Origin of the sequence: Pseudofrankia coriaricola (assembly GCF_032027725.1) — a bacterium.
GTDB lineage: Bacteria > Actinomycetota > Actinomycetes > Frankiales > Frankiaceae > Pseudofrankia.
Genome location: NZ_JASNFO010000075.1, coordinates 49,739 through 75,338 on the forward strand (window position 1 = coordinate 49,739; position 25,600 = coordinate 75,338).

At 70.7% G+C, this 25,600-nt stretch carries 8 protein-coding genes; 1 reads left to right on the top strand and 7 read right to left on the bottom strand.

Annotated elements, in window-relative coordinates; all coding sequences use genetic code 11:
• The first annotated feature begins 3 nt into the window (after positions 1-3).
• Entirely contained in the window at positions 4-2,109 is a 2,106-nt protein-coding gene (locus QOZ89_RS33490) for a thiopeptide-type bacteriocin biosynthesis protein (RefSeq protein WP_312627760.1), read from the top strand.
• A gap of 41 nt (positions 2,110-2,150) precedes the next feature.
• Here QOZ89_RS33490 and QOZ89_RS33495 read toward each other — a convergent pair whose 3' ends face one another.
• The 7 genes from QOZ89_RS33495 to QOZ89_RS33525 form a co-directional block, all read right to left on the bottom strand.
• Positions 2,151-4,640: a UvrD-helicase domain-containing protein gene (locus QOZ89_RS33495; RefSeq protein ID WP_312627762.1), complete on the bottom strand. Its 2,490-nt coding sequence runs from the start codon at positions 4,638-4,640 to the stop codon at positions 2,151-2,153.
• On the bottom strand, positions 4,637-11,353 hold the full coding sequence (locus QOZ89_RS33500) for a DEAD/DEAH box helicase (RefSeq protein ID WP_312627764.1): 6,717 nt from the start codon (positions 11,351-11,353) through the stop codon (positions 4,637-4,639). The genes QOZ89_RS33495 and QOZ89_RS33500 overlap by 4 nt, the downstream gene beginning before the upstream one ends.
• Positions 11,350-16,929, bottom strand: a complete 5,580-nt coding sequence (locus tag QOZ89_RS33505) for a hypothetical protein (RefSeq protein ID WP_312627766.1) — start codon at positions 16,927-16,929, stop codon at positions 11,350-11,352. Before QOZ89_RS33505 ends, QOZ89_RS33500 begins: the two co-directional genes overlap by 4 nt.
• Positions 16,926-20,090, bottom strand: coding sequence for an SNF2-related protein (locus tag QOZ89_RS33510; protein ID WP_312627768.1), 3,165 nt, complete (start codon positions 20,088-20,090; stop codon positions 16,926-16,928). Before QOZ89_RS33510 ends, QOZ89_RS33505 begins: the two co-directional genes overlap by 4 nt.
• 64 nt (positions 20,091-20,154) lie before the next feature.
• The gene (locus tag QOZ89_RS33515; protein ID WP_312627770.1) at positions 20,155-21,354 is read right to left on the bottom strand and encodes a serine/threonine-protein kinase; all 1,200 of its coding nucleotides are present in this window, start codon (positions 21,352-21,354) and stop codon (positions 20,155-20,157) included.
• 267 nt (positions 21,355-21,621) lie between these two features.
• The gene (locus tag QOZ89_RS33520) at positions 21,622-22,176 is read right to left on the bottom strand and encodes a hypothetical protein (RefSeq protein WP_312627772.1); all 555 of its coding nucleotides are present in this window, start codon (positions 22,174-22,176) and stop codon (positions 21,622-21,624) included.
• A gap of 154 nt (positions 22,177-22,330) precedes the next feature.
• Positions 22,331-25,150, bottom strand: coding sequence for a hypothetical protein (locus tag QOZ89_RS33525; RefSeq protein ID WP_312627774.1), 2,820 nt, complete (start codon positions 25,148-25,150; stop codon positions 22,331-22,333).
• Positions 25,151-25,600 lie beyond the last annotated feature (450 nt).

Genomic DNA, 25,600 nt, shown 5'->3' on the forward strand with positions numbered 1-25,600 from the left:
ATCGTGCGGGTGCTGGCCGGGACGCCGCCGCGCGACCTCGCCCAGGACGCGCTGCTCGACACGCAGGACCTCGCCGAGGCCGCCGCGATCTACCAGCAGGCCGGCCAGCACGCCCTCAACCAGCACACCGGTTCGGGCTGGTGGCAGGTCTACGTCCAATTCCCCGACTGGAACACCGCCGAACAGACCGCCATCGACCACCTCGCACCCCTGCTGGACCGGGCTGTACGCGACGGCACGGTCACCCGCTTCTGGTTCATGCGCAAACACCCCTACTGGCGGCTCCGCCTCCAGCCAGGACCAGCCGCACACGACACGCGCCGCGCCCTCAGCGCAGCGTTCGACCAGCTCACCGCCGCCGGCCAGCTCGCCGGCTGGCGGACCGGCATCTACGAAGCCGAAACCGCCGCCTTCGGCGGCGACACCGGCGTTGACATCGCCCACGACCTGTTCTGCCACGATAGCCACGCCATCCTGCGACTCCTGGCCGACGGGCCCCGCCTTGGCCGCCGCGAACTGTCACTGCTGCTGTGCGCCACGCTGCTGCGCGCCGCCGGCCTTGAACACTACGAACAGGGCGACGCCTGGCACCGCGTCGCGCGCGAACGCCCGCTACCTGCTGACGTTCCCGCCACGAAGCTGGCCGCCCTGGCCGACGACCTCCACCAGTTGCTCCTCGCCGACACCACACCCGGTGGACCGCTCCTCGTCGCGGACGGCCCGCTGGCGACCGTCCCAGGCTGGGCCTACGCCTTCCACCAGGCCGGTCAGAAACTGGGAGCCGCCAACCGCGCGGGAACACTGCACCGCGGCCTACGCGAGACCCTCAGCTACCTGGTGATCTTCCACTGGAACAGGCTCGGCCTGCCCACCCGCACCCAGAGCATCCTCGCCAGCGCCGCGCGCATCGCCATCCTGGGCGCGCCAGGGCCGACCACCGCCCGTCCCGACCAGCGCCCGGCCGTCCGCGCGACACCCCTCCGCCTGACCACCGGAGACGATCCCGCGACCAGCCAGGCGTTCGCCCGGTTCCCCCTGGTACTCCGCCGCGGCGTGCACTGCGCCGACCTGGAAACCCGCGTCCGCGACGTCCACGACTGCGCCCACACCGCCCACCAAGCCGCCAGCCCGACCGACCGCCTCAACCGCGCCTGCACCGCCTACAACCTCGCAGCCCTGATCGCCACCGACTGCGGCCTGCCCACTCTCGCCGCCGACCTCTGCCACCAACAGTTCCAGATCTTCCACGCCGCCCGACCCCTGACCGGCCCCGCCGCCCTCGCCGCCCTCCAACCGCTCGTGAACCTCACCCGGCTCGCCCGCCGATCCGGCGACCTCGCCGCCGCCTACCAGGCCCTCAATGACCTCCACCGCGCTCTCGAGACCGGCGGCGACGCCGAGATCGACGGCATGCGCATCCCGCTCGACGGGCTTATCGCCACCGACGACGACCGGATCGAGACCACCCGGTGGCTGCACACCGTGCTACGCGACGACGGAACCCGTGCCCTTGCTGCCGGCGGCCGATGGCAGGAGGCCGCGGACCACGCCGCGCGCTACGACGACGTGGGCCATCAACTACGCCAGGCCCGCCAGACCCGGATCATCGCCCACACGCTCGCCGGACGCCCCGACGTCGCGCTCGCGCTCCTCGACACCAGCGCCCTCCACCAGCCCTGGGAACACGCCGTCGCTTCCTGCCTGCGCGGCCATCTACTCCGCACCGCCAGCCCGCCCGGCGATGCCGACCTGGCCGCCGTCGAGCACGCCCTCGAAACCTCGGACCAAACAACGACGCTCTTCCACCTCCGGGTGGGCCTCACCGCGATCGACCTGTTCATGCAGACCTGCCCGGACGACGCCGACCGCCTGCTCACCAGGCTCGTCGACAAAACCAGCCAGGCGGCGGACGCCTACGCCGCCCGCGAGCTCCTCGACCACCCGGCATCCCAGCACCGACTCACCCCGAACCAGACCGCGACGCTCACGACGCTCGTCCACCGCGCGCACCTCAACGCGGGAGCCATCCCAGACCCACTCCGTGAGGACCTAACGGCCTCGCTGGCAACGACTAGATCCGCGCTGCGACAGGTCCTCGTCGTCACATAGCCGGGAGTGTCAAGCTGGAGGGATCCGCAGCTCGTAGAAGATCACGCAGCGTCCCCATATTCGGAAGGCAACAAAGGGCTTCGGGGGCCGTGCCAGGTGACGGCTAGGGTGTCGCGCGCTCGGGTAGCGGCTACGAAGAGCAGGGAACGGGACCTGCGAAGTTCCTGGATGTAGCGGTCGGGGTCGGCGGCGGCGTAATGGTGGATGGCGGCCCGGGGGATGATGCCGGCGGTCGCGGCGATGATGGCCAGGCTCTGGTATTCGAGGCCTTTGAAACGGTGCATGGTGCCGACGTGGATCTCGCCGTCGCCCCGGGGGCCGTCCTTGGTGAGTTCGGCACAGCTGAGGCCGGCCGCCGTCAGGTAGTCAATGGTGCGGGTGACGAGGTCGCGGTCGGCGACACAGACGGCGATCCGGCCGGTCGGGTCGACGGTGACGCGGCGGGCGGCCTGCTCGCTGGCCGTCCCCCCGGTTGTGGTTGGGCCAGCGTCTGGAGCGCCATCCCCGCTCGCGGCCAGGCGACCGGGCGAGGTGCCCTGCGCGTCGGTGGTCGGGCCGCTGGTCAACGGTGCGGGGACTTTGGCCGACGGGCGGCCGTTGCTCGGGTTCGCTATGGCGGCCCGCCAGGTCTTGAGGCGGTCGGCGAGGTGTTTGAGCTCTGTCTCGAAGGTCGGGTAGCCCTCGACGTCGGGATTGCGGCCGCGCAGGACGGAGCGGTAGCCGCTGAGGGTGTCGGCGCCGTCGTCGAGGTCGTCGTAGGTGGTGTGGGAGGTGTCGATGATGCCGAGGGCCCAGTCGAGGATTTGGTGGGTGGTGCGGTAGCTGAGGGTGAGGCGGGCGGAGCGGCCGCGGATGTTGATGCCAAGCGGGCCGAGCGTGACCTGATGGTCGTAGATGCGCTGGTGGGTGTCGCCGGCGATGAAGACGTCGTTGGGTGCGGTGGGGTCGACCATCGCGCGCAGCATTTTCCAGTGGGCGGCACGCAGGTCCTGGGCCTCGTCGACGACGACGTGCCGGTAGCGGTAGGTGAGGGTGTGCCGGCCGGAGCTGTCGTCGAGGCCGCCGGGGTCGGTGTCGCGGTTGGCGATGCGGCGGGCGCGGTCGGTCTCGTAGCGGGCGGCGCGTTCGGCGGCCTGGCCCCAGGTCTCCACGCCGAGCTTGTCAAGGCGGGCAGTGAGCTGCTCGATGAGTTTCCAGGCCCGACTGCGATCGGCGCGGGTGAGGGCCTTGCCCCGGCCGGCACGGCGGGCCCGGAAGTACTCGGCGCGGGTGGTGAGGGACTGGCCGAGGATGACCTGTTCCCATTCGTCGAACAGGAACTGGGCGTCCCAGTGGGTTTCGCCCTGCTCGGCGAGGAGCTGGCGAAGCTCGGTGCGCGCGGTCTGGTCGCTGGTGCGCTGCTTGCGGTGCTGGCCGGAGGTGTTCTCGCCGAGGACGCGGGCGGCGAGCTGGTCGATGTGAGTGACATCGACGCGGACGACGTCGGACGGCCGGTCCAGGAGCGAGGCCAGGCGCAGGCGCAGGTCGGTGGCCAGGTTCGTCGTGTAGGTGGTCAGCAGGATCGGCTTGTCGGTGCCTGGTGGTAGCTGCTCGACGAGGTGCTTGACCCGGTGGAGGGCGACGATGGTCTTGCCGGTGCCGGGGCCGCCGGAGACCCGGGCGGGGCCGCGGTAGTTGGCGTAGGCGATGCGTCTCTGCGTGGGGTGGAGGAAGACCTTCCAGGCGCGGAAGTCGCCTTCGTCGAGGGCGAGCTGGACGGCGTCGTCGACGGCGGTGGGCTTGGTACGTTCCGCCGCGGTGACAAGGTCGTCGAGGTCGGGCTGCTCGTCGAGTTGGACCGGGGCGGTGATCTCGGCGCGGACCTCGTCGAGGGTCATGCCGGCGGCCAGCGCGTAGAGGACGTCCTTGGACAGCAGAGGCGCGCCGGCGACCAGCGAGTCGAGCTCGGCGTCGGTGGTGACGGCGAGCGCGACCTGGATGAGTGGCTCGGCGACGCCGAGGTCGAGCAGTTGTGCCGCGTTGTAGGCGGCGAGCAGCGGTTCGGCCGTCACATTGGGTGAGGGCGGGCTGGGGTCGCGCGCCGGCGCGGGTGTGTGCGGAGTTGTGGCCTGTGCGGCCGGCTGGTTGGCGGGGCTGTCGGGCTCGTTGACCGGGGTGAGGGTGATGCCGGCGCGGCGCAGGGCGCTGTCGCCGACGATGGACAGGTCGACGAACTCGATCTCGCCGGTGATGCGGTTGACCGCGACCTGGAGCTGCTCGTAGACGTCCTTACGATCGCGGATGGCGATCAGGAGCCAACTCTGGGTGCCGTCCGGTGCGACACCGGTGGGGGTGAGCAGCGCGCGGAAGTCGGCGTTGACCTTGGCGCGGTAGATCCGCCGGTCGCCCTTGAGGGGTTTCAGGTCGAGGCCGGGCAGGCTGGGGTCGCGCCGGAAGTCGTGGCAGAAGTCGAGGAACCGGGCCTTGATCCTGCTGTCGAGCTTGTACAGCTCCTCTTCGGCCTTGCGGTAGAGGCTGAGCCGGGCCTTCATCGGGCGGCGCCTTCCGGGTCGGGGCTGAGGAGCGTTCGCAGCTCGTCGAGGTGCCTGAGCCAGTCCGCGGCGGTGCGGATGGTCCATCCGGCGGCGAGGTAGGCGGCGTCGCGTCGCTCGCCCTCGTCGTCGCCCGGCTCGTGGGGGGCGACGACGGCGACCCGGTTCAGGCCGTCCCAGCCGAAGTCGGCCTGCCAGCGGCTGGTGCCCAGTTCGAAGGGAAACTCCGGGACGGGCAGGTCGTCGCGGGCCAGGACGTGCGCGAGCTGAACGAGCGCCGGGTCATCGTCCTCGGTCAGCTGGTCCAGGATCTGCTCGGTCCAGGCCTCGCCCAGTGGTCCCTCCGCGGCGTCCCCTGAGGTGGCCTGCGCGGGGACCGCGGGGGTCGGGGGCGCGGGCGATGTGGGCGCGCCGGCCAGTGAGTCGAGCTCACCAGAGCCGCCGCAGACGGCTAGGACGTCGACCGGGTAGTCGGCGGCGCGGCTGGTGGCGAGCTGAACGGCATCGCCACCGCCCACGGGGAGGAACTGGGTGAGGTTGGTCCAGTACAGCCAGGCACGCCAGCGCCGCCGATGGCCGTCCTCGGCCAGGGCGGCCTCGCTGTCGTCGAGGACCACGAGCGCGGACCAGCGCGGCGCCTCCGGTTCCGAGGCGTCGAGCGTGACAATGATCGGCAGTGCGTTGTCGTCCCGGGCCCGGAAGACGAGCAGGTGCCCGGGCGGTCCGGGGCGCTCGACCGCCGGCGTCTCACCGGCGCCGGCGAGCCTGGCCAGCTCGCCGCGCAGCGCCGCCGCGACGGCACGGGGTCGGCCGGTGCTGATTACCTGCTCAGTGCCCGCGGCCGGGAGCAGGCCCGCGGCCAGGGCGCCGGCCAGGCGGTTCCACTGGGTCCGCTCCGGGTCCCGCAGGAAGGCGAACAGGCTGCTGACCGGGTTCGTGAACACAGCGGGCGCAAACTGGGCGCGCTGCCCGCCGAACTGCTCGAAGGTCGCCTTCGCGGTCTCCTGGGCGTTGCTGCCGTAGGGCGGCCAGACCGGCTCGCCGGGATGGCCGCCGAACAGGTTGAGGTCGTCCCAGGTGATCCCGAAGACGACGTCGCCGTGGGCTCGCAGTTGGGTGCGGGTCCTGGCGTCCCTGTCGATGTGGTCATGTTCGCGGGTGGCGTGGAAGCGGAAGCCGTCGAGATAGACGTGGACCCGCTGGCTGGGGCCGTCGACCCGGGTGAACGTGAAGTCGGGGCGGGTTCCCTTCAGCGGCTGCTGGGCGGTCAGGCGCCAGTGGACGAGGTCCGTGCTCGTGGTGAACCGCAGGTGGCCGCTGGCGTGGCCGTCCTCGTCGAGGGCGACGTCGTCGGTGCCGCGAGCCCAGGTCCGCAGGGTGGCGAGGAAGCGTGCTTCCAGGTCGGACTCGACCTGCCGGTCCAGGCCGATGGCGCCGGTGTGCGCGACGTCGTCGACCGTCCAGCCGTCCTGGCCGTCGTCGTCGAACAGCAGCGCCTCGAGCATGGCGATCGCCGTCTGGCGGGAGACGAGGTCCTGGTGGCGCTCGGGGGTGTAGCGCAGCAGGCAGCGGTGGCAGGCGCGGCGTTGTTCCTCGGCGCACGGGCAGTCCCGTAGCTCGTCGTAGGCGGCGTGCAGGGTGTCGCGCATCGCGTCGGGGCTGGTCAGCCGGTCGAGGTAGCCGGTGCCGCCGGGCAGGGAGTCGAACAGCACCAGGAACCAGCGCCGCTCGCCGGTGTCGGTGTCGGGCATCGAGGCGACGGTCGTCGCGAGGTGCTGCGGGTCGCCGCGGAAGTGCAGGTCGACCCCCATCCGCAGCGCGGCGCGCAGGGACTGGACCCGTTCGTCGACGTCCGCGGAGGCCGCGGGCAGCAGGATTCGCACCGCCTCGGTGCGCAGCTGGTGCGCGAGCAGGACCGGCTCCTGGGTGACCCCGCTGTCGCGCTTCCCGCGCCGCAGCGGGCACCAGGGACGGTGGTGCTTGAGTGCCGGGTTGCGCGCGGCGGACGAGGTGAGCGCGTCGACGTGGTGGTCGAACACCGGCTGGCCGTCGGCGGTGGCCGCGCCGCAGCCGGTGCACACGTGGAACGGCGCCATCCGGACCTGATGGCCGGCGAAGTGGTCACGGGGCGGGGTGTCGAACCGCTGCGGGCCGACGTTGATCCGCCGGATCAGCGCCGTACGGCAGTAGTCGACGCCGAAGGTGTGGCGGGTGTGTCGCCAGGAGCCGGGCTCGATCGCGTCCAGCGGGAAGTCGACGGCGTCGACCTCCGTGTAGAAGCGCCGGTCACGCTCGTCCCGGTCGTCGCTGATCCGGGCGTCCTCCCGCTTGTCGCGGGCGGTGACCGTGTCCGGCTCGACGACCTGGAACAGGCAGGACCCGTCGTCGGCGATGTGCACCGACTGGCAGCGCGGGCACGGCGAGCGGTCCTCGGCGGCGTCCTCGGTGCGCACGTAGCCGCATTCGGGGCAGAACCGCCAGCTGTACCAGTCGCGACGCCCGTCGGTCGTGATCTCCAGGCCGGTGACCTCATGCCGGTAGCCGTTGACGTAGAACGTGTTGCCCGGCGCCAGCTCCGACAGCGCCAGCCGGCGGGGCCGCTCGTAGGTCACCGTGTTCGAGGTGATCCGCGGTCCTCCGGTCCTCGGGTCGATGCCTTCCTGCCCGTACAGGGTGGCCGACAGGGTGGTCGCCGCGCCGCCGAGGGCGTAGTTCGGCAGCAGGCCCAGGTCGCACAGCGCGCTTTGCGCCGTCGTCTCGCCGAGCTCCATCAGCCGGCGGCCGACGCCGCGCCGCTCGGCGTCCAGCTCGGCCTTCTGCAGCGCCTGCTCCGGGTCGGAGTCATGCAGCTCGCCGTGGGCGTCGTCGATCGCCCGCAGCCGGGCACGCAGCCCCTCCTCGGTCTTGCGCCACTGCCGCTCGGCGCGTTCCACCGCGCCGGCGAGCCCGCCGGTCGCGTAGACGCGCAGCTCGTCCTGGACCTGGTCGCTGATCCCGGACGGGAACAGCGCGAGGAACCCGTCGGCCAGCTCGGCTCCCGAGGCGAGCGCGGTCTGAACCAGGTCGACGAGGTAGCCCGACGGGCCGAACAGCGCCGGCGCCCACCGCGGCAGCGCCCGCAGCCCCACCCCGTCGGGCCGTGCAAGCCGGCCGGCGGCGGCCAGGTCGAGCAGGTGCGCCAGGTACTGGCGGCGCAGGATCTCCACCGCCGACAGGTAGCAGCCGGGCGGCACGATCGGCCCGGCGATCAGATCCCGCGGCTGGTCCAGGAAGTACAGGTCGCGTCGCTGCCGGTCCAGGATGGTGAGCAGGAACGCGTTGCCGGTCAGCCGGCCCGCCCGGCCGACCTGCTGCGCGTAGTTCGCCGGCCGGCGCGGCAGCGCCGCCAGCACCACCGCCGACAGGTCCCCAATGTCGATGCCCAGCTCCAGCGTCGGGGTGCACGACAGCACGTTCGGGTCCTTGAACCCGGTGCCGTACTTGAACCCGTTCTCCACCTTCTCCCGCTGCTGCCGGGTGAGCATCCCGGTGTGCTCGGCGGTGATCACGTGGTAGGGGCCGGCGGTGCGGTAGAGCCGCCGGTAGTAGTCCTGGGTGTAGTCGCGGTCACGGTGATGGCGTCCGAGCCGGTCCGGCTCGTCGCCAGCCACCAGCTTCTCGTTGCCGCAGCGGTAGGACGGGCAGGGCTGGCCACGCCACTGATCAAGCAGTGACGGGTGCACCGTCTGCTCCCAGAAGCAGACCGGGCAGCGGACGAACGCGGTGCGGACCTCGTCGTCGGTCAGCAGCTCGGCCTCGACGATCCCCGGCGACAGGCCGTACACCCGCGCCGAGGTGTCATGCGGCGTGTGCACGGCCAGCAGCCCGGCACCGACCATCGCCGGCAGCAGCGCCTCCCACAGCTCCGGCGCCTGCTCCCGGGACAGCCCCAGGCAGCGACCGGCCCACCGCTCGTACCAGGACAGCCGGCCGCCGGCGACGTCGAACTCGGTGCCGGCCTTCGGCCTGGCCAGCAGGAACAGCGGTGCCGCGACCCCGCGCGGGAACGCCCGCATCCCCAGCGGCCGGCCGCCCCACACCTGGTAGCGGTTCGTGCCGGCCTCGTCGAGGTAGCCGGCCAGCCAGCGGTGCGCGAGCGCGCCCCGGGTCCGCAGCCGCTCCAGGAACACCCGGACGAACGCCAGATAGCGCGCGTCGTCCTTCTCGTCCACGGGCAGGGTGGGCCGGCCCACCTCCAGGTGGACCTTCCGCACCAGGGCGGCGGCCGCGGCCGGATCGGCGAGGTGGACGTGCGCCGCGGCCGTGCGGGTCAGCTCCAGGGTGCGCCCGTTGCGGGACCGGAAGCCGAACTCCATCAGCGTGTCGAAGGCGAGACGCTGGCCGATCAGCTCCCACGTGGCCCGGTCGCCGCGTTCACCCGACAGCAGCCGCTCGACGCCGCGCAGGCCATGCAGATCCGGCGGTACCACCGCCGAGAGCACCTTCGCCTCCGCCGGCGCCTCGTCCACCGCGACGATGACATCGGCGATCAGGTCGTTGAGCGCCGTCGGCCGCTCGGAGGACAGTTGGCTCGCCAGCAGCGCGCGCAGCGAGAACGTGAACGACCGGTTCGCGACGAACCCGGCCCGGTGCGCCGCGTCCTGCACCGAGTCGTTGAACATCAGCGTCTTGGCCTCGCCGGCGGCCTTGTCCAGCTCGCCGGCCGTGAACAGCTGCGTGATCGCCGCCGCGGCGAGCGCCGCCGGCCCGGTACCCAAAAACCGGATCGCGTTGTGCTCACCGCAGGCCGGGCACCAGTCCTCCCGGGCCGCCGTGTTCGCGGTCTGGCCCAGCCGGACCAGCACGAACGCCGAGTCGCGTACCGACAGCTGTGGCGACTGCGTCTGCGGGTCGAAGTCCTCGGCGAGGCTAGGCAGACGCAGCTTCTGGCGTACCGAGTCCAGCACCATCAGCACCCCGCCAGCCCCAGGTGTAGCGGCCGAACCGCGGCGCGGCGCCTGCGCAAGGGCCGCCGCCCACTCGCGGGCTTCCTCGTCGGTGGCCGCTATCAGGTTGCGTACGCGCAGCTTGTCCGGCCCCACCGCCGCCCGGCGGATCTTGAGACCGTCGAACTCGACCGCCTCGTCGTCGCTCTCCGGCGAGAACACCGCCCAGCCCGACCGGCCGCACACCCGGCAGTACACCGCCGGCAGGAACAGGTTCGCGGCCTGCCCCGCCGTCGTCGTCGCCGCCGGCGCCACCCGGCCGCCGTCGGCCGGCACCAGCTCCGTCGACCCGGCGACGTCCCACCGGAACTCCGCCCGCGGCGACGGCAGCACCCCGCGCAGCAGCCGGCTCACCGACCGGGCCCACTGATGCACCTCGACATGCACGAACGGCCGCGGCCGCTGCTGCCCGGCCGACGCCGGGTCACGGGCATAGGACAACAACGCCACGAACCGGGCCAGCGCCTCGGCGGCCTTCTCCGGCCGGCGCACGATCGCCTCCGACCAGCCCGACGCCCCCGCCCGCCACATCAGGTCCAGGACCTCCGGGCCGGTCTTCACCCGGCCGTCCAACGCCAGCATCACCGCCCGGGTGAACAGGTGAACCCGCAGCCGCTCCGCGAGCCGGAACGGGTCGGCGTCCCGCTCCCCCGTCACTGCCGCGATCAGGTCGAGCGGCGGCTCAGGGCTCAGCCCCGGGTCCGGCAGAGCGAGCAGCTCATCTGGCGTCGGCAGCGGCAGGAGCGCCTCGATCGAGTCCAGCGGGAGGAACTCGTCCACCGACAGGCGGCGCTCACGGATCACCGCATCCGCGGTGAACTCGGTGCCGAACACCGCACCGGCCACGTCCAGCAGGTCACGCAGGCGGGCCTCGGCCGCCTCGCCCGCCTCGTCCGCCTCGCCGGCCGACGACAGCGTCGCCGAGGTCGCCACCGGGCAGATCGCGCCCAGCGGCCGGCCCGGCTCGGACGCACCGACCACCGCCGCCAGCCGGCGCAGCAGCATCGCCACGTCGGTGCCCTGCGCGCCGTCGTAGGTGTGGAACTCGTCCACGACCACGTAGCGGATGTCCGCGCCCGCCCACAGACCGACATCGTCCGAACGCTGGAGCAGCAGGTCGAGCATCTTGTAGTTCGTGATCAGGATGTCCGGCGGCGAGAGCTGCATGTCCGACCGGCGGGTGCGCACCCGGTCGTAGGTCACTGCCGCCCGGTCCCCGATGTAGAGGCCGGCGCTGAGCTGGTGCAGCTCCAGGTCGCTGCCGATCAGCAGCTCGTTGAGCCGGTCCGCCTGGTCGGTCGCCAGCGCGTTCATCGGGTACAGGAAGACCGCCTTCACGCCGGTCTTGCCCACGGCGCGCTCCCGGCGGCAGTGGTCGAGCACCGGGTACAGGAACGACTCCGTCTTGCCCGACCCGGTACCCGTCGTCACCAGCGTCGGCTGCGGCACATGGCCGTTCGCCGACGACAGCCTCTCGAACGCCGCCGCCTGGTGCGCGTACGGCGTCCAGCCCTCCCGGCGCCACTCCAGGTGCCGCTCCCAGCCCCCGTCGGCCAGCGTGAACGGCGTACGGATCCGCAGGAACGGACCACGGAACATGCCCGACGTCTCATCACCCAGGAACCGGCGCAGCGCCTCCCGGGCACCCTCGTCGGCCAGTGCGTAGGTGGTCGACAGGTACTGCAGCAGGCTCTCCTTCAGCCCACGCGCCTCCAGCGTCGGCCTCACCGCCCCGGCACCTCCCGACGCACCGGATCCCACTCACCCCGCGCGACCGCGTCATCCAACCGCTTCTGGAAGACGGCGTGCGCCGCGCGCATCTCCGCCTCCCGGTCCGCCTTGTAGAACGGCGGCGTGTAGCCCACGGGCACGTCCTTAGGATCTTCCGCGATGCGGAACTTCTCGAGCTGCGCCCAGCTGTCCTTCGACTGTCGCTGCCCGTGCGTCCGAGCGATACCCGCGAGCTTCCACCCGTCGGCGTCGAACCACGTCACCGCCTCGTACTTCTGCAGCACCGGGAATCGGCCCTTGTAGGCGGCGATCAGGGCGTCCGCGCCCATACCCAGCCACACCGCGACCAGCGCGTCGATCTCGACCAGCGCCGAGCGGCGTGCCCGTTCCGTCCGCAACGGTGTCTCCGGTCTCCAGTCCGGCGTCACCTCCCGCAAGTCTGGCAGGCCGAACCACTCGCATGCCCATCCCTCGGCCGTGCTCCACGTTGGGTCGTACAGCTGTGCCCAAAGATCGGCATAGGCTGTCGTGAGGCAGTTCAGCCGTAGCGTTCGCAGCAACAACGCTGCTGCCAACGGATGCTCCCGGTCCGGCGCCGGCATCGCTTTGGCGCTAGCAACCCGAAGGTCACTTCGACCGGTGACACGCAGAAAGTAGTCTAGGGGGAGCGATGACCAGAAGCCAGCAACAAGCGAGGTTAGGAACTTACTGGGCATTGCCAGACTATGGACGGCATCGACATGCGTCACCGCTGGCGGGATGAGGGCCGCGTACAACGCGCGTTCCGTGTCGGGCGCGACTTGACGACGCCAGGCCAGCCGGTAGAAGTTGGTATACGGACGTCGCGCCGCTTCGACGAGCCTCGCCTCGACCGCCGAATCGAGCTCGGAATCTGGCACGTCGAGCGTCAGCGAAATCTCCTCCCGGATTCGGGCGACCAGCTCCTCTTCTGCTCGCAGTTGCTCCAGCACTTTGTGGTCGACCCACCGTTCCCTGTCGCGGGCAGCTTCGTACTCAGCCCAATTGGCCTCGACCGCCAGGTACGGGGTGTCAGGCACGAAATCGACAGGGAGGCTGACAAGATCTAGGCCGTTTGGGTCGTTGCTGTTCGCGTCGTGGCGCTTGAACACTGGGTTCGCGGTGCCCAACTGGATGCCCTTGAGAATCACATCATCCCAGGCAGCAGGCCGAGACGCAATGCCCGCCCTTGATGCGCGGCTGTAGTCAATCAACCCCGCGTCCTTCGCTCCGGACTCGTGGAATCCAGAAGCGATTGGTGGCGCGAAGGCACCGAGTCGGAGCGGGTAGGCACTCAGCGCGGCGATGGCTTCCGCCTCTGCGGTGCTCACCGGGAACATCAGCCGTGCCTGCTGAAGGGGCACCGGCCCCTCGTCTAGGAGGCGCCGCCAAACCCGCAGGGCATCCGGTGTTACTTGGACGACTCTGGACCGGTGCGGTCGCTCGTCGTACTCGGCGTTGCGATAGCGCACGCCGGGGACTTCGTCGGATCCGTCGTGGTCCTTCGACAGACGAAGCGCATCAGCCGAGACTAGCCAGGAGAGGTGATCAAATTTGATCTCTTGGCGTGGGCCGTAGATGTGGATCCCGAAGTGAGACGAGTGTCCGATCGGTGGTGGGAAGAAGCGTCCGGCGTTGACAAAGTCGCCGTGGATGCGTAGCCGATGATACACCTCCTCACGGAGCGACCCTTCAGCATCCCCCGTGAAGTGCGTGCTCGGGTGGAGCATCCCGATCATTCCGTCTGGTGCAGCGTGGGCCCAGACCTGGCACATGAAGGTGCGGTACAGATCGGGCTGGGTACCGGTCAGTAGGGGGTAGGCCTGGGATGAACTGAAGTAGGCGACTTGGGCGGCGATATTCGTGACCTCGTCGAGGAAGTTCCTCCGTGCCTTAGCCTGGCCGAGTAGTTCCTTGCGGCGCCTCGCCCGTTCGCTCTCGGAAGGCTTCTCCTGGATCTCGAACCACGGCTCGAACTCTGCGAGGACCCCGTTCTCATCCCAGTGCGGCCGGTACCACGGTGGGTTGCCGACCTGGAGGCCGAAGCCGCCGTCGCGCGCGAAGACGTAGGCGAAGTCCAGCTCCCAGTGCAGGAAACCTTCGCGGGTGGCGATGTCCTGGACGACGTGGAGCCAGGGGAAGCGGTCCTCGGGGTCGCCCTGGTCCATACCCATGAAGCCCGGCAGGAGGGCCTCGTACTGCTTGAGCTCGTCCAGGGTCTGGAACGCGTCGATGAGTGTGTGGTCCGGGATGTCGGCGGTGCCGAGCATGGCTTCGAGGAAGTCGAGCCAGTCGTCGAGGTCCTTCAGCGGCACCACGCGGCGGCGCGCAGGGCGTCTCGGCTTGCGGGAGCCGCCGGCTGTCGCCTTCACCGATGACTCGGCCGCCGTCGGCTTCTCGACGTACACCGAGACATCAGCGAATGTCCCGGCGTAGGTCGTCGCTGTGGGGTCTGCACCGGCGTCCTCAGCCACCAGCACCGTCGCCGCAGGGTCTCCGGCGAGCCGCCATTCCGGCTCGTCGGGCCCCGCGTCGTCAGCCTGGAAGGCAAACAGTGTCAGTTCCTCGTGCTGGGGCTGAAGCGGTGCGGGGACGGCCGCGGTGAGAATCCGGTCCAGGCTTTCGACGCCGACGTCCAGACGGTGGTAGTCGGGGGCGGCGCCGTCGAGGAGGTCGACCTGGTCGAGCGGCCAGAACCACAGGGCGCACCAGGCGTCCATCACCTTCTTCAGCCGCCAGTACGGGGTGTCGGCGGCGAGGAACAGGTCCTCGAGCACCTTCTCCTTGGGCACGGCGTGCTGGGGGACGCGCAGGAAGGCGTATTCGGGGTCGTCCGGGTTGGCGCCCCACAGGTCGATCCGGCGGGAGATCTCCCGTTCGGAGATCTCCATCCGCTTGACCACGAGAGCCCAGAGGAACTCGGCGCGGCGCGCGGCGTCACGCAGCCGGGTGAACTGGGACACCGTCTCCGGCTTGGGCTGACCGCCGGGGTTGCGCTTGGGTGTCCCGTCCTTGTTCAGGTGGGCCTCGCTGCGCTTGGGGCGCTGGAGGACTCCCTTCTTCCAGGCGGTGAGCCGTTCGACCTGGCCGCCGGCGAGCGGCCTGGCCTCCTTGGCTTCCTTCCCGCTGGTGATGGCGGCCCAGCCGGGGCTGGGCAGGAGGAACTGGTGCACGGCGTCGGCGGGGAACAGCTGTGGGTGGGCGCTGGGCTCGAAGGGCAGCGGTGTGGGGCCGAGGGCGCCCCTGGCCTTCAGCCAGGCCTTGGCCGGGGAGGTGACGTCGGCGGCGGAGTAGACGGCGCGGCGGGCGCCGATCAGGGAGTTGCCGCGGCGCAGGTGCAGGCCGAACCAGGGAGCCTGCATGCCGGGGTGCATGGTGTTCAGCCAGAGCGATACCTCGGCCAGCTCGATGCTGCCCTGTCTGAGGTCGACGCCGTAGGAGCTGTGCAGCGCGACGTAGGCCTTGGCCCGTTGCTTCTCGGTCAGCAGGTCGGCGGCGGGGATCGACTCGCCGGCCTCCTCCTGGCGGCGGCGCAGGTACTCCTCAGCGATCTGGTTGATCGCCTCGTTGAGGAAGGCGCCCGAGCCGAGCGCCGGCTCGCAGACCGTGAGTCTGAGCAGCTCGGAGGCTCGGGTGCGGATGGTGTTGCCGTCGGCGTCGCGTTCCTGGTCGAGGCGGTGCCTGAGCGCCAGCTCGACGGCGACCTTTGTCAGCGACTCGGGGGTGTAGTAGGAGGCGCTGGTCTCCCGGTCGCGGCCGGAAAGCCGGTAGGCGAACGTCCCGGGTTCGTGGACCACCGGCCCGCGCCTGCCGCGGCGGCGGTCGTATTCGCCGTATTCCACGAGGGCGGAGGCGGGGTACTTGTCCTGGCGGCGGGACGGGATCAGCCAGGTGCCCTGTTCGCCCTTGCCGCTCTTGCGGACCTCGTTGAGCTGCTCGCCGGCGATGGTGCCGGTGTAGGAGATCAGGCCCTCGTAGACGGCGCCGAGCTGGTTGATGCCGAGGTTGCGGTACGAGATGAACCCGCCCCGCTCCCGTCGTCGGCCGCCGCCGGCCCGGTCCTGCTGGTCCTGGCCGTCGCGGCGGGCGCCGGTGGACTCCTTCATGGTCAGCAGCCGGAGCACCTCGTGCAGGGCGGCGTTGCGGGGCCGCAGGTCGAGGCGCCGCCCTTCGTGCTCGTCGGGGTGCGGCACGTCGCCGCGGATGAGCCGGATGGCGGCCGGCTCGAACAGGTCGCTGCGCAGCGCCTCGAAACGCAGTCCCTGGTCCTTGCTCCGGCGGGCGGCCTTCTCCTCGCGGGTGAACTCGTCGTCGCCGGGCGCGTCGTCGTCAGGCTCGGTCCCGTAGACCCGGTGGCCCTGGTTGACCTTGTCGAACAGCAGCTCCAGGGACAGGTACAGATGAAAGCCGTTCGCTGCCTCGGGGTCGACGAGCTCCTGGTCGCGGGCCGCCAGCTCGCGCAGCCGCGCCATCGAGTAGCCGGCCTCGTAGCTCGGGTCGTCGGCACGCACGATGCCCAGCTCGGGGCGGGCTTCGGCGAAGAGCAGGAAGATTATCCGGTACAGGTAGCGCAGACACTCCCCGGTCAGCTCCTGCGCGAACGGCATGCGCGGGCTCGCCAGCTGGTCCGGGGTGACGTTGTTGTCGGGCTCGGCCATCCGGGCGAGCACCTCGCCCGCGAGGATCTCGACGGACTTCTTCAGCCCGTGCCGCAGTTCCTTGGAGACGCCGACGGCGTTCGTGCTCGACGCGGTCAGCAGGGCGTCGAGCAGCGGGGCGGTGTCGTTGTCGCCGGGCCGGAGCATCTCGTGGCTGAACAGCGCGGCCAGGGTGGCCAGCTCGCCGCGCTGGGCGCGGTCGTTGTGTTCCAGCGCCAGGTCGAGGTTGGCGGCCAGGTAGCGGCCCTCGTACCAGGTACGCCGGTCGGCGAGGATGACCACACCGCCGTGCAGGAGCAGCACGAACCGTGGGCTGCGCCCGCCGGCGCCGCCGAGCTCGCATTGGAACAGCCAGCCGGCCAGCGCCGCGCCGGTGTCGTACCGCTCGGTGCCGCTGACCCGCAGCGGGGCCAGCAACCGGGCTCCGACGTCATCCGGGTCGATGGCCGCGCCGGGGTCGGCGGTCCAGCCGCAGTCGACCGCCACGATGCCGTCACCGTGGAACGCGACGGGCAGGGTGTGGTCGCGGCCAGCGCGGTGCACGGCCAGCTCGGCGGGGGCCGAGGGGTAGCCGAGCGCACGCAGCACGTCCTGGTGCCATTCGACAAGGCGCTTGGCCCACATCGGGTCGTCGGCCAGCTGCCCGGCGTCGTCGGCATCCTCGGCAGCGCGCTGGGCCGCGGCGGCGAAGTACTCGCGACGCTCCTCGGTGAGGTAACCGGCCCGCAGGCCCCGCAGCAGCTCACGCGGCGTCTTGCGGGGGTCGTGCTCGTCGCCTTCGCGCCGCGCCCAGCCGTCGAGCACCCGCTTGCGTAGATCTTCCCCGAGCTGTTCGGAGACGTAGTACGCCGACAGGTACTCGCCACGGTTGACCAGGGCGTCGAAGATCGCGCTCACCGGCCGTTCCCGTCAGCGGCGACGCGCGGGTCGCGCGGTTCGAGAACGGCCAGGACCCGCAGCATCGGCTCGCCGGACGTCTCCAGCGAGTCCGTCAGCGTCCGGAGCCGCTCGGCGGTCCGGTCGATCTTCGCCTCGGTCTTCGTCCGGCCGGTGGGCACGGCGACGAAAAGGTCGAGCTGCCGGTTCCGCCACCGGTCGACCTGCGCCCGGTAGGGCTCCAGCGCTCTCGCGATCCTCCAGTCGTAGTGGGTCTTCGCCGCGCGCAGGTGCCGCTCGGCCTCGTCGACGGCCACAGGGACGAGGCGACACAGGCCGGGCAGGTCGAGCGGCACGGCACGGCCGGGCATCTGCGGGCCGAGGCCGTAGCCGTCGAGAAGCTCCTGGGTCAGCGGCAGCGTCCGGGGTACGTCCCGCAGCCCGGTGACCGCCATCCACTCGACGACGGTCGGCCGGCCGAGAGCGTTCGAGTAGATGCCCTGCACCAGGAACACCGGCTCGTCCACCCGCGCAGCGAGCACCGGCGCCTGGTTACGGCCGACCTGGACCAGCACCTTGTCGGTCACCCAGTCGAGCACCGGGTGGATGTCGGTCATGTAGGACACCTTCGGCCACTGGGACGCCGAGCTCTCCCGGGCCGCCCTCAGGCTGGTCTCGGCCAGCTCCCGCGAGAAGGTGACCCTGACCCGGCCAGGCTCCGGCCCGTCGGGCAGGATGTGCTGCTCGGACAGGTAGGACTGCGGCAGCGCCCTGAGCCGGTGGACGAGGTCCCGGGTCGGTTCGAACGCGATCGTGCCGTCCTCGTCGTGGCGAAGCGAAAGTTCGACCTCCGGGTTCGGCCGGCAGATCAGGCCCAGCGCCTCCTGGAAGTAGTGCTGGCTCGCGGTGAGGGGCTTCTCCTGGCCTTTGGGCTTCACCGCGGGGAACACGGTCAGCCGCTGGGCGCGGGGCACGTCCGGGTGCTTCGGCACCGCGCCGACCTGGCCGACCAGGTTCGCCAGGAAGGCAACGTTGCTGACCTTTGATTGGGCGAGCGACTGCTCCACGGTGCGCCCGGCGACCAGGTCCCGGATCAGCCGCTGCTCTTCGACGTCGGCCTTGAACAGGCCCGTCACCGCCTCCGCCGAGCCCTCGATCCGGTGTGCCTGCTCCTCCCGGCGTAGCAGCGCCTCACCGACCAGCCGGTCATCCAACGTCCGCAGGCGGCCCGGGTCGTGCGGGTCGGGACGCCAGGGACGGTCACTGACCAGCAGCAGTGCCGCGATCTGCGGCCGGTGGCGTTGGCCGTAGCGGTCGATCCGGCCGTTGCGCTGCTCGATCCGGATCAGCGACCACGGCAGGTCGTAGTGGATGAGCTGATGGCACTGCTGGTGCAGGTTCACGCCCTCGGACGCGATGTCGCCGGTGAACAGCAGCCTGACCGGGTCGTCGCGCAGGCCGAACCGCTCGACCAGGATGCGCTGCTCCTCGTCGGAGTTCGCGTCGTTGTGCCAGACCTCGACCGCGCCGCCGAACGCCTTCCAGGGCCGTTTCTTCTCCTCCTTGTCGTCGAGGCGGCCGGGGACGAAGCCGAGCATCGGTGGCACGGTCCGTGCCAGCCAGTTCAGCGTCGGGACGCTCTCGGAGAACACGACCACCCGCACGTCCGAGCCCGGTGCGACGCCCAGGTCCCGCAGCCGCTTCACCAGGCCGTCCAGCTTCGCGGAGTCCTCGTCCCGGATCTGCTCGGCGACCTTCCGCAGGTCGAGCAGGGCGTCCCGTTCGGCCTTGCGTGCCTCGTCAAGCTCCCCCGGCGCGGTCGTCGCCTGCGCGGTCTTCGCCTCCGGCGCGGCGACCGCCGCGGTACCGCGTCGTCTGGCGACCTGCGCGAAGCCGCCCTCGATCGTGGCCAGCCGGGCGCGGACCGTCGACAGGAGGGCGTGGTGCGAGGACAGGAAGGCCTTGAGCAGGGTGTACGGGAACAGCGGCATCGAGCTGGGCGACGACACGGACGGGTCGACGGGCAGCCACCGCGTCCGCAGCTCCGCCAGCACCGCCTCCTCGGCCGCGCTGGCCGGGAGCGTGAGGGTCACTGGCGGCAGCCGGTCCGCCCACTGGTCGCTGAGATCGTCGCGCACCTCCGGGGAGGTCTTCGTCCGCCGGATGTAGAGATGCTGCAGGTCTTCCACGTCGTACTCGGCGGGGTTCGCGATCGCCGCCTCATCCAGCAGCCTGATCAGCTCCGCGAACGAGCGCGCGTCGCCGTTGTGCGGCGTCGCCGACGCCAGCACCAGGGCGTCGGTCCGACCCGCCAGCAGCCTGGCCAGGTCGTTGTTCTGGGTACCTCGGTTGATCAGGTTGTGGGACTCGTCGATCACCACGGCGTCCCAGTCGGTGTTCTCCAGGTGCGGCGCATAGCCGGGGTCCTTCAGCGTGTCCACCGAGATGATCACACGCTTGAAGTAGCCGAACGGGTTCCGGCCGGCCGGAATCTCCTTCTCTACCCGCCGGACCCCGGTCGAGTCGAGCCGCACCAGCGGCAGGCCGAACCGGGTCCACAGCTCTCGCTGGAACTGCTCCAGCACGCTCTTCGGCGTCACCACCAGGATCCGTTCGCCCCGGCCGCGGCGGACCAGCTCGGCCAGCAGCACCCCGATCTCCAGGGTCTTGCCGAGCCCGACGGCGTCGGCGACCAGCAGGCGCGGCTGCGGGTTGCGCATCGACAGGGCTATCTCGGCCGGGCGCAGCTGGTAGGTCTGCCGGTTCATCAGGAACCCGTCGGCCAGGGCCAGGCCGTGCTCGGTCTGCGGCAGGAACGTCTTGCGGATCACCGCCTCCAAAAACAGCCGCGCCCGCCGGTGGTTCGCCGAGTCGTCGGCGACCAGCACCGTCTCGCGTGGGTCGAGCACCTGGATGTCGTCCAGCGACTCGTAGAACACCGCCTCCAGGCCACGAACGAACGACGAGACCCCGGTGACCTCCAGCCGCCAGCCGTCTCGCGGTGTGGCCGTCACCTTCCGCACCAGCCACAGCTCGTCACGGACCAGCACCTGGCTACCCGGCGGGAACCCGGCCGTCGCCTCGACGTCCGCCGGTTGCCCCGGCTCCGCCGCGGAACCGAACTCCAGGCCGTCCGCCACCGCCCAGACGTGACTAGCCGCCGCGCCGGCCGGCACGCTCATACCCACCCGGTCCCTCCCCGCCCCTGCGCCAACCCGCCGCCCACGTCCCCGCCGCCCGCCCGCGCTACCGGCTCGAACTCACCAGATGTGTGCTGACCGCGTACTGCGCACGCAGCCGCTCCGCCACCTGCCGAGGATGTCGCTGTCCGGCCGCCACCGGCCGACCACGCCGCTGGCTCGGCACCGGCGATCCGTCTGACCCGTCGCCAGCGCGCGCGACCGACGCCGCACGGTCCTCACCGGATCCGGCACCGTCGCCGGGCTCCCGCTCGTCCTCGCCGCCGCGTCCGGAGACGGCGGCGGGCGGCGCATCGAGTGGGCTCACCTCGTCCACCACGTCGTCCGCGTCGCCGCCGGCCGAGGCCGGAACCGCCGGCTCGTCGGGGACCGTCAGCGAAGCGCCACCCGCTGTGAGGGCGACCAGTGCCAGTCGGGCGTCCATCGGCGTCGTCCTCGCCGCGTCGAGCAGCGCCGCGCACGCGTCCGCGACCTCGTCCAGCGACGGACGCGCCGCCGGGTCGTGCGCGAGCATTCCCGTCAGCAGCGGCACCAGCACGGCTGGCAGATTGGAGAGGTCTGGCTCGACATCGGGGCTGACGACCTTGGTCGCGATCGACTGCCACCAGCTCCCGTCATAGGGATAGTGGCCAGCCGCCGCATAGAGCAGCACCGTCCCGAACGCGTACACGTCCGCCGCCGCCGTCACTCCCCCGCGGCCACGGGCCTGCTCCGGCGGCATACACCGCACCGTCCCGATCACGTCACCGCTCTGCGACAACGAGTCCGACGGCGCATCAACGATCGCACCCAACCCGAAGTCGATGATCATCGGGCCGTCTGCGCCCAGCATGACGTTCTGCGGCTTCAGGTCCCGATGCAGCAGGCCTTCCGCGTGCACCGCGGCGAGCCCCTCAGCCACCAGCAGGCCCAGGCTCGCCACCAGCGATACCGGCAGCACGCCATGCTCGGTCACATGGTCGTGCAGGGTGCGGCCCGGCACGTACTCCATCGCCAGCCACGGCCGGTCCGCGAACGGGTCCGCGTTCAGGAACCGCGCGACCCGGTTCGTCCCGATCACCGTCCGCGCGATCTGCGCCTCACGCTCGAACCGCTCCCGCGCATGCGGATCCAACCGGTCCGCCCGGACCACCTTCACCGCCACCGGCGACCCAGCCCGCGAGTAGGCCAGGAACACCTCGCCCATCCCCCCGGCTCCGAGCCGCCGCTCCACCCGGTACGGGCCAATCAGGTCAGGCAGCTCCACCACAGCACCGCCCCCTCCCCGCGCGCCACAGGTGCGACACAGCGTGCCCACCCCCTGGAGACACAGAGCGCAGAATACCCACCCGATCACACAATCCGGCCGCTCGGGCTCCCGAGGGCGTTCCAATGCCGATCGGGACCCTGCCGTCAGGCATTGGCGAGATCATCATTTCCGAACTGCGGGAGCACGAGGTGTACGTGGCTATCAGGAAGGCACCGTCTTCCATCCCGTAGTCGCGCACGACGAGAACACCGCCTGCGTAATCGATCATCGATCATCGATCATCGGCCGGCGGCAGCCCGTCCATGCCGTCCCCTCCGCGGGGATCGCCCACGCGTGCTGGCCAAGGCCGAGGCGCCACGACGAAAATGATCGTGTAAGCCGCCGGTTCGGCACGGTCAGGCGACGGCTGCGCATGCCATCGCCGGCTGGAGCACCCACGCCGACGCCACACGGTGCGTCACGCCAAGGGGTGTAACCGCTATCAACAGCCAGGTTCGGACCGACAAGGAGGCCGATAGTTGCTCTTCCCGTCGCATTCCATGGCAGAGCGAGACCGCAGCTGACCGACAGTCGCGCTGCCAGCTCCAGATCGGCGGTGGGCGGTATCGAGCCGACGGTCACCGCGACGACAACCGGGTCGGGCCAGCCGTTGGCGGCGGTGGCCGCGCGCAGGGCGGCGTACTGGGCCGCGAGCTGGTGCAGCGGCCCGCCGCCGGTCGCCTCGCCGGCGGGGTAGACCGAGAACAGCGAGGTGTACTTCGCCTCAAACACGACCACCGTCGACCCGGCGGTCACGACCACACCCGGCTCAACCCGCATCCCAGGCAGCTGAAGAACTGGATACGTCGGCCACAGCACGACCTCGGCGCCGTCGAGATCGGCTGGTTCTGACTCGTCCCCCAGTTCACGGCCACCTTCACCGGGCGTCGCCCCGGCGGGTAGCAGCGAATCCGTCAGCGCTGGCAGTTCATGCTCACTCGGGTTCGGTTCGAGGGCACCACTCGCTCGGGGTCTTGCCCCTGGCGCGTCCGCAGGAGCTCACCTCGGTCGGCTCGCCGACTCCGTCGATCTTCATGACCGCGACGAACTTGTCGACCGGCGCCTGACTGCCTCCGGCGCCGAAGTCGATCAGTCCGCTCTCTCCGTCAATGTGGAGATCTCCGTGTATGGTGCCCAGTCCGCGCCAGACCGCCGCCGGGCCGAGTGGGATCCGGTGGTCGGCGAGACTCTGGACGGCCTGGAGAACGATGAGGGCGGCGTCGTACGCGAGTGCCGCGTGCCCATCGAGTGAGGCGTCGGCGCTGCGGCGGCAGTCGGCTGGGAATAGCTCGCTCATGGTCTGGTAAAGAGAGCTGGATGGGTCGCACGGCTGGGACCGGGTCGCGAACGTCAGGTAGTAGAACTCCACCCCGGGATGGCCTGCCCGCAGGTCCGCGCTCGCGGCGTAACGCGACACGTCGTCGCCGGCGAGGAGGATCGGCGGCCGTGACTGGCAGTTCCGTGTGATGCCGTCCAGGAGCGTGGGGAAGTCCTCAGTCCTGCCTGCGAAGAAAACGACGCCGTCGAATCCACATGCCAGCCGCTGGCCGGCCTCGGTCACGGAGAGCGCCGTGTCGATCGAATCTCCGAGGGCTCCGTTCGGTCGGAACGGCTGCTCGACAGCCTTGATTCCGAGAGCGTCGAACGACGTCCTCGCGTCGTCCCGGAGGTTGCGGCTGTAGGTGTCGTCGCTGTCAGCGGAGTACAGGACGAGGGCATGGCGGGCCTGGGGCGGCCACTGGCCGCTCGGCAGAAGCACTCCGTCGGCGAACGCGGCCGCGACCGCCGCTTCCCTGCTGTTCGGTGGTGACACCTGGAAGTACATCTGCGACTCGCGGACCAGCTCGTCCGCGGAGAGGGTCGCGGCGACCATCGGGATGCCGAGCTGGGTGAGTGCCTTGATGGTGTCGACCGTGGGCTGTCGGCTCTGGTCGAGTCCCAGGACACCGACGACGGGAGCGCCATCTGGGCGGTAGTCGGGCAGCATGCGCGCGACGCGGGGGCCGTGGAGCATGTCCCTCCCGGCGTTAGCGATCAGGAGGCGGAAGATCGGGTCTGCGTCATTGCGTTTTTTGAGCTGCCGTTGTTGCGCGGCAGCGGCGCCGAGAAGCTGCTCGCGTTCGGAGGCAAGGGTGTCAGCCCTGTCTGTCGCGGACGTCATCACCTGCATGTAGACGAGCGTGACGAACGGCCGCCGTGGGTTTGCGGCGTGTGCCTCGTCGGCCTGCTGGTTCAGTTTGTGGATGGTACGTTGCGCCGCCGCGAGCGGTTCGGTCCCCGCCGAGAAGGTGTACGCGTGTTCGCTCAGGCCGATGCACTCGGTGCCCGCGGGGCCCGCGGTGACAAGCGTGGCGGCGTCCGGGTGCGACCGCTTCAGGCCGCAGTGCTCCGCCCGCCACGCACTCTCAGCCTGCTTCCACACCAGCAGGCCCATGCCGACGCCGACCAGGACTGAGAGACTAACGGTCGTCGCGATTGCCGCCACGGCCCAGCGCCGACACCAGCGGGGCGGCCGGTCGATCTCGATCCGTCGTACGCGTCCCAGCGCACGACGATGGGTCACGTAGAGCGCGTCTTGCGCGGGCTCGCCGCCCTGCGGGGAATCTGGGTGCGAAAGGGCCCTGGGTACGACGATGGCGAGGTACCAAGCGGCGGGTGACCGGCGGCGGCTGTCTTCCGGGAACCGTGCAATCCAGTCTCGGTAGGCGACGACACAGTCGTCCGCGCTGGCGGGCGCCGCCGGATGCATCGGTCCGCAGTCCCGGAGCCTTGGGGGTACGGTGACGCCCTTCGCTACTACGAGCAGCGGGTCGAAGGCACCGGTGTCGTTGCGGACGTCGTTGATCAGTTCGACGAACCGGGAGCCGACGTTGGTGTCGCTGACCCCGTCGAGGAGAGCGACAGCATAGGCCGTACGGCGCCAGGCGCGCAGCCGCCAAGGGCGTCGCCGGTAGGCATCGCGGAGGTCCTCGAGGAAGGTGTGCACCACGAATCTCAGCACCTCGTCGGCATCCTCGTTGTGCCGTCGCGGCCCGCAGAGCCGTTCGGCGAACCCGAGGACGGTGCCAGGATCACGGGAGGCGAGGTACTTCTCCTGCCTCCGCAGCCACCGAAACTCCGCGCCCACACGTCCTGGCAGGCGCCCGGCGATCTTCAGCCGAAACCAGAGCAGGGGGCTCAGGTGGAGAAGCAGCCGCCCGACCAGGTTCAGGGTGGGGCTGCCGAGGTCGGTTTGCTCACCGCTCGCCGCCAGCCACTTCTTGCGGGCCAAGGACCGCTCGCGTAGCCGACGCACGAGGAGATGGTCGGGCTCTGCCTCGTCATCATCGAGGTTCTGCGCGACCAGCCAGCGGACCAGCCCGTAGCGCCGGAACCGGATTCGTCCCGCGTCCCTGCTCAGCTCCGCGCCGAGCCCGGAACGGAGGCCGTCCAGGAGGCGGAGCAGCTGGTCGGTCTCGGAGACACCGGCGATGTGGTGTTCACCGGCCGCCGAGTCGGCCGGTATCGGGTACAGGCTATGTGGAACGCGGTAGGGATACGCCTCGTTGAGGCGGCGCGCGAGATGCGGAAGGAGGTCAAGCCTGTGACGGTCGACGATCGACACCACCGGGATGCCGAGACGGGCGTGGGTTTCGCCCCGTAGCACGCATGGAGCCTCACCGCGCGGAGGGCGGCGGACCAGGTCCTGCACGAGTATCACCAGATCGCCGGCACCGGCGAAGACCGGCATGTCGGCGGGGGGAACAGACGACACAGAAGAAGTCCCTTTCCTTCGACGTCGGTGTCAAAAGGGCAGGCGCCGTATGACAGCGGCGGGTAGCCACCAACGAGGATGAGACGCCGTCCGGCCGTCTGACCAGCCTCTTCGCGCCCCGGGATATCCAGGGATGCCCCGGGGGACGCGGGCCGTGGGGGTGCTGCAAGAATGGCACCGCTGATCAAGGAGAGGAGCCGTCAATACACCCGCCGCCGACGCAGTCGAGCACGCCGCCGCCCAGCAGGCAGGAGCTGCTGGACGTCCTCCAGCGGGCCAGAGATTATCTTGAATGGTCGCTCGAGGGCCTGGCCACGCATGCGGGGGCAAGTGACACCACCTGGGGGGAGAGGCTCAAAGGTCGGCGCGACCTTTCGGAGAGGGACGCGAGGAACGTCGCCCAGGTTCTCGTACATGCCCTCGACGAGAAGCTGGCCCAGCTGGACGGGG

Coding starts and splice junctions, on each gene's coding strand:
- QOZ89_RS33495 (WP_312627762.1), bottom strand. CDS start 4,640: ATGAAGGCCCGGCTCAGCCTCTACCGCAAGGCCGAAGAGGAGCTGTAC.
- QOZ89_RS33520 (WP_312627772.1), bottom strand. CDS start 22,176: ATGCGGGTTGAGCCGGGTGTGGTCGTGACCGCCGGGTCGACGGTGGTC.
- QOZ89_RS33510 (WP_312627768.1), bottom strand. CDS start 20,090: ATGAGCGTGCCGGCCGGCGCGGCGGCTAGTCACGTCTGGGCGGTGGCG.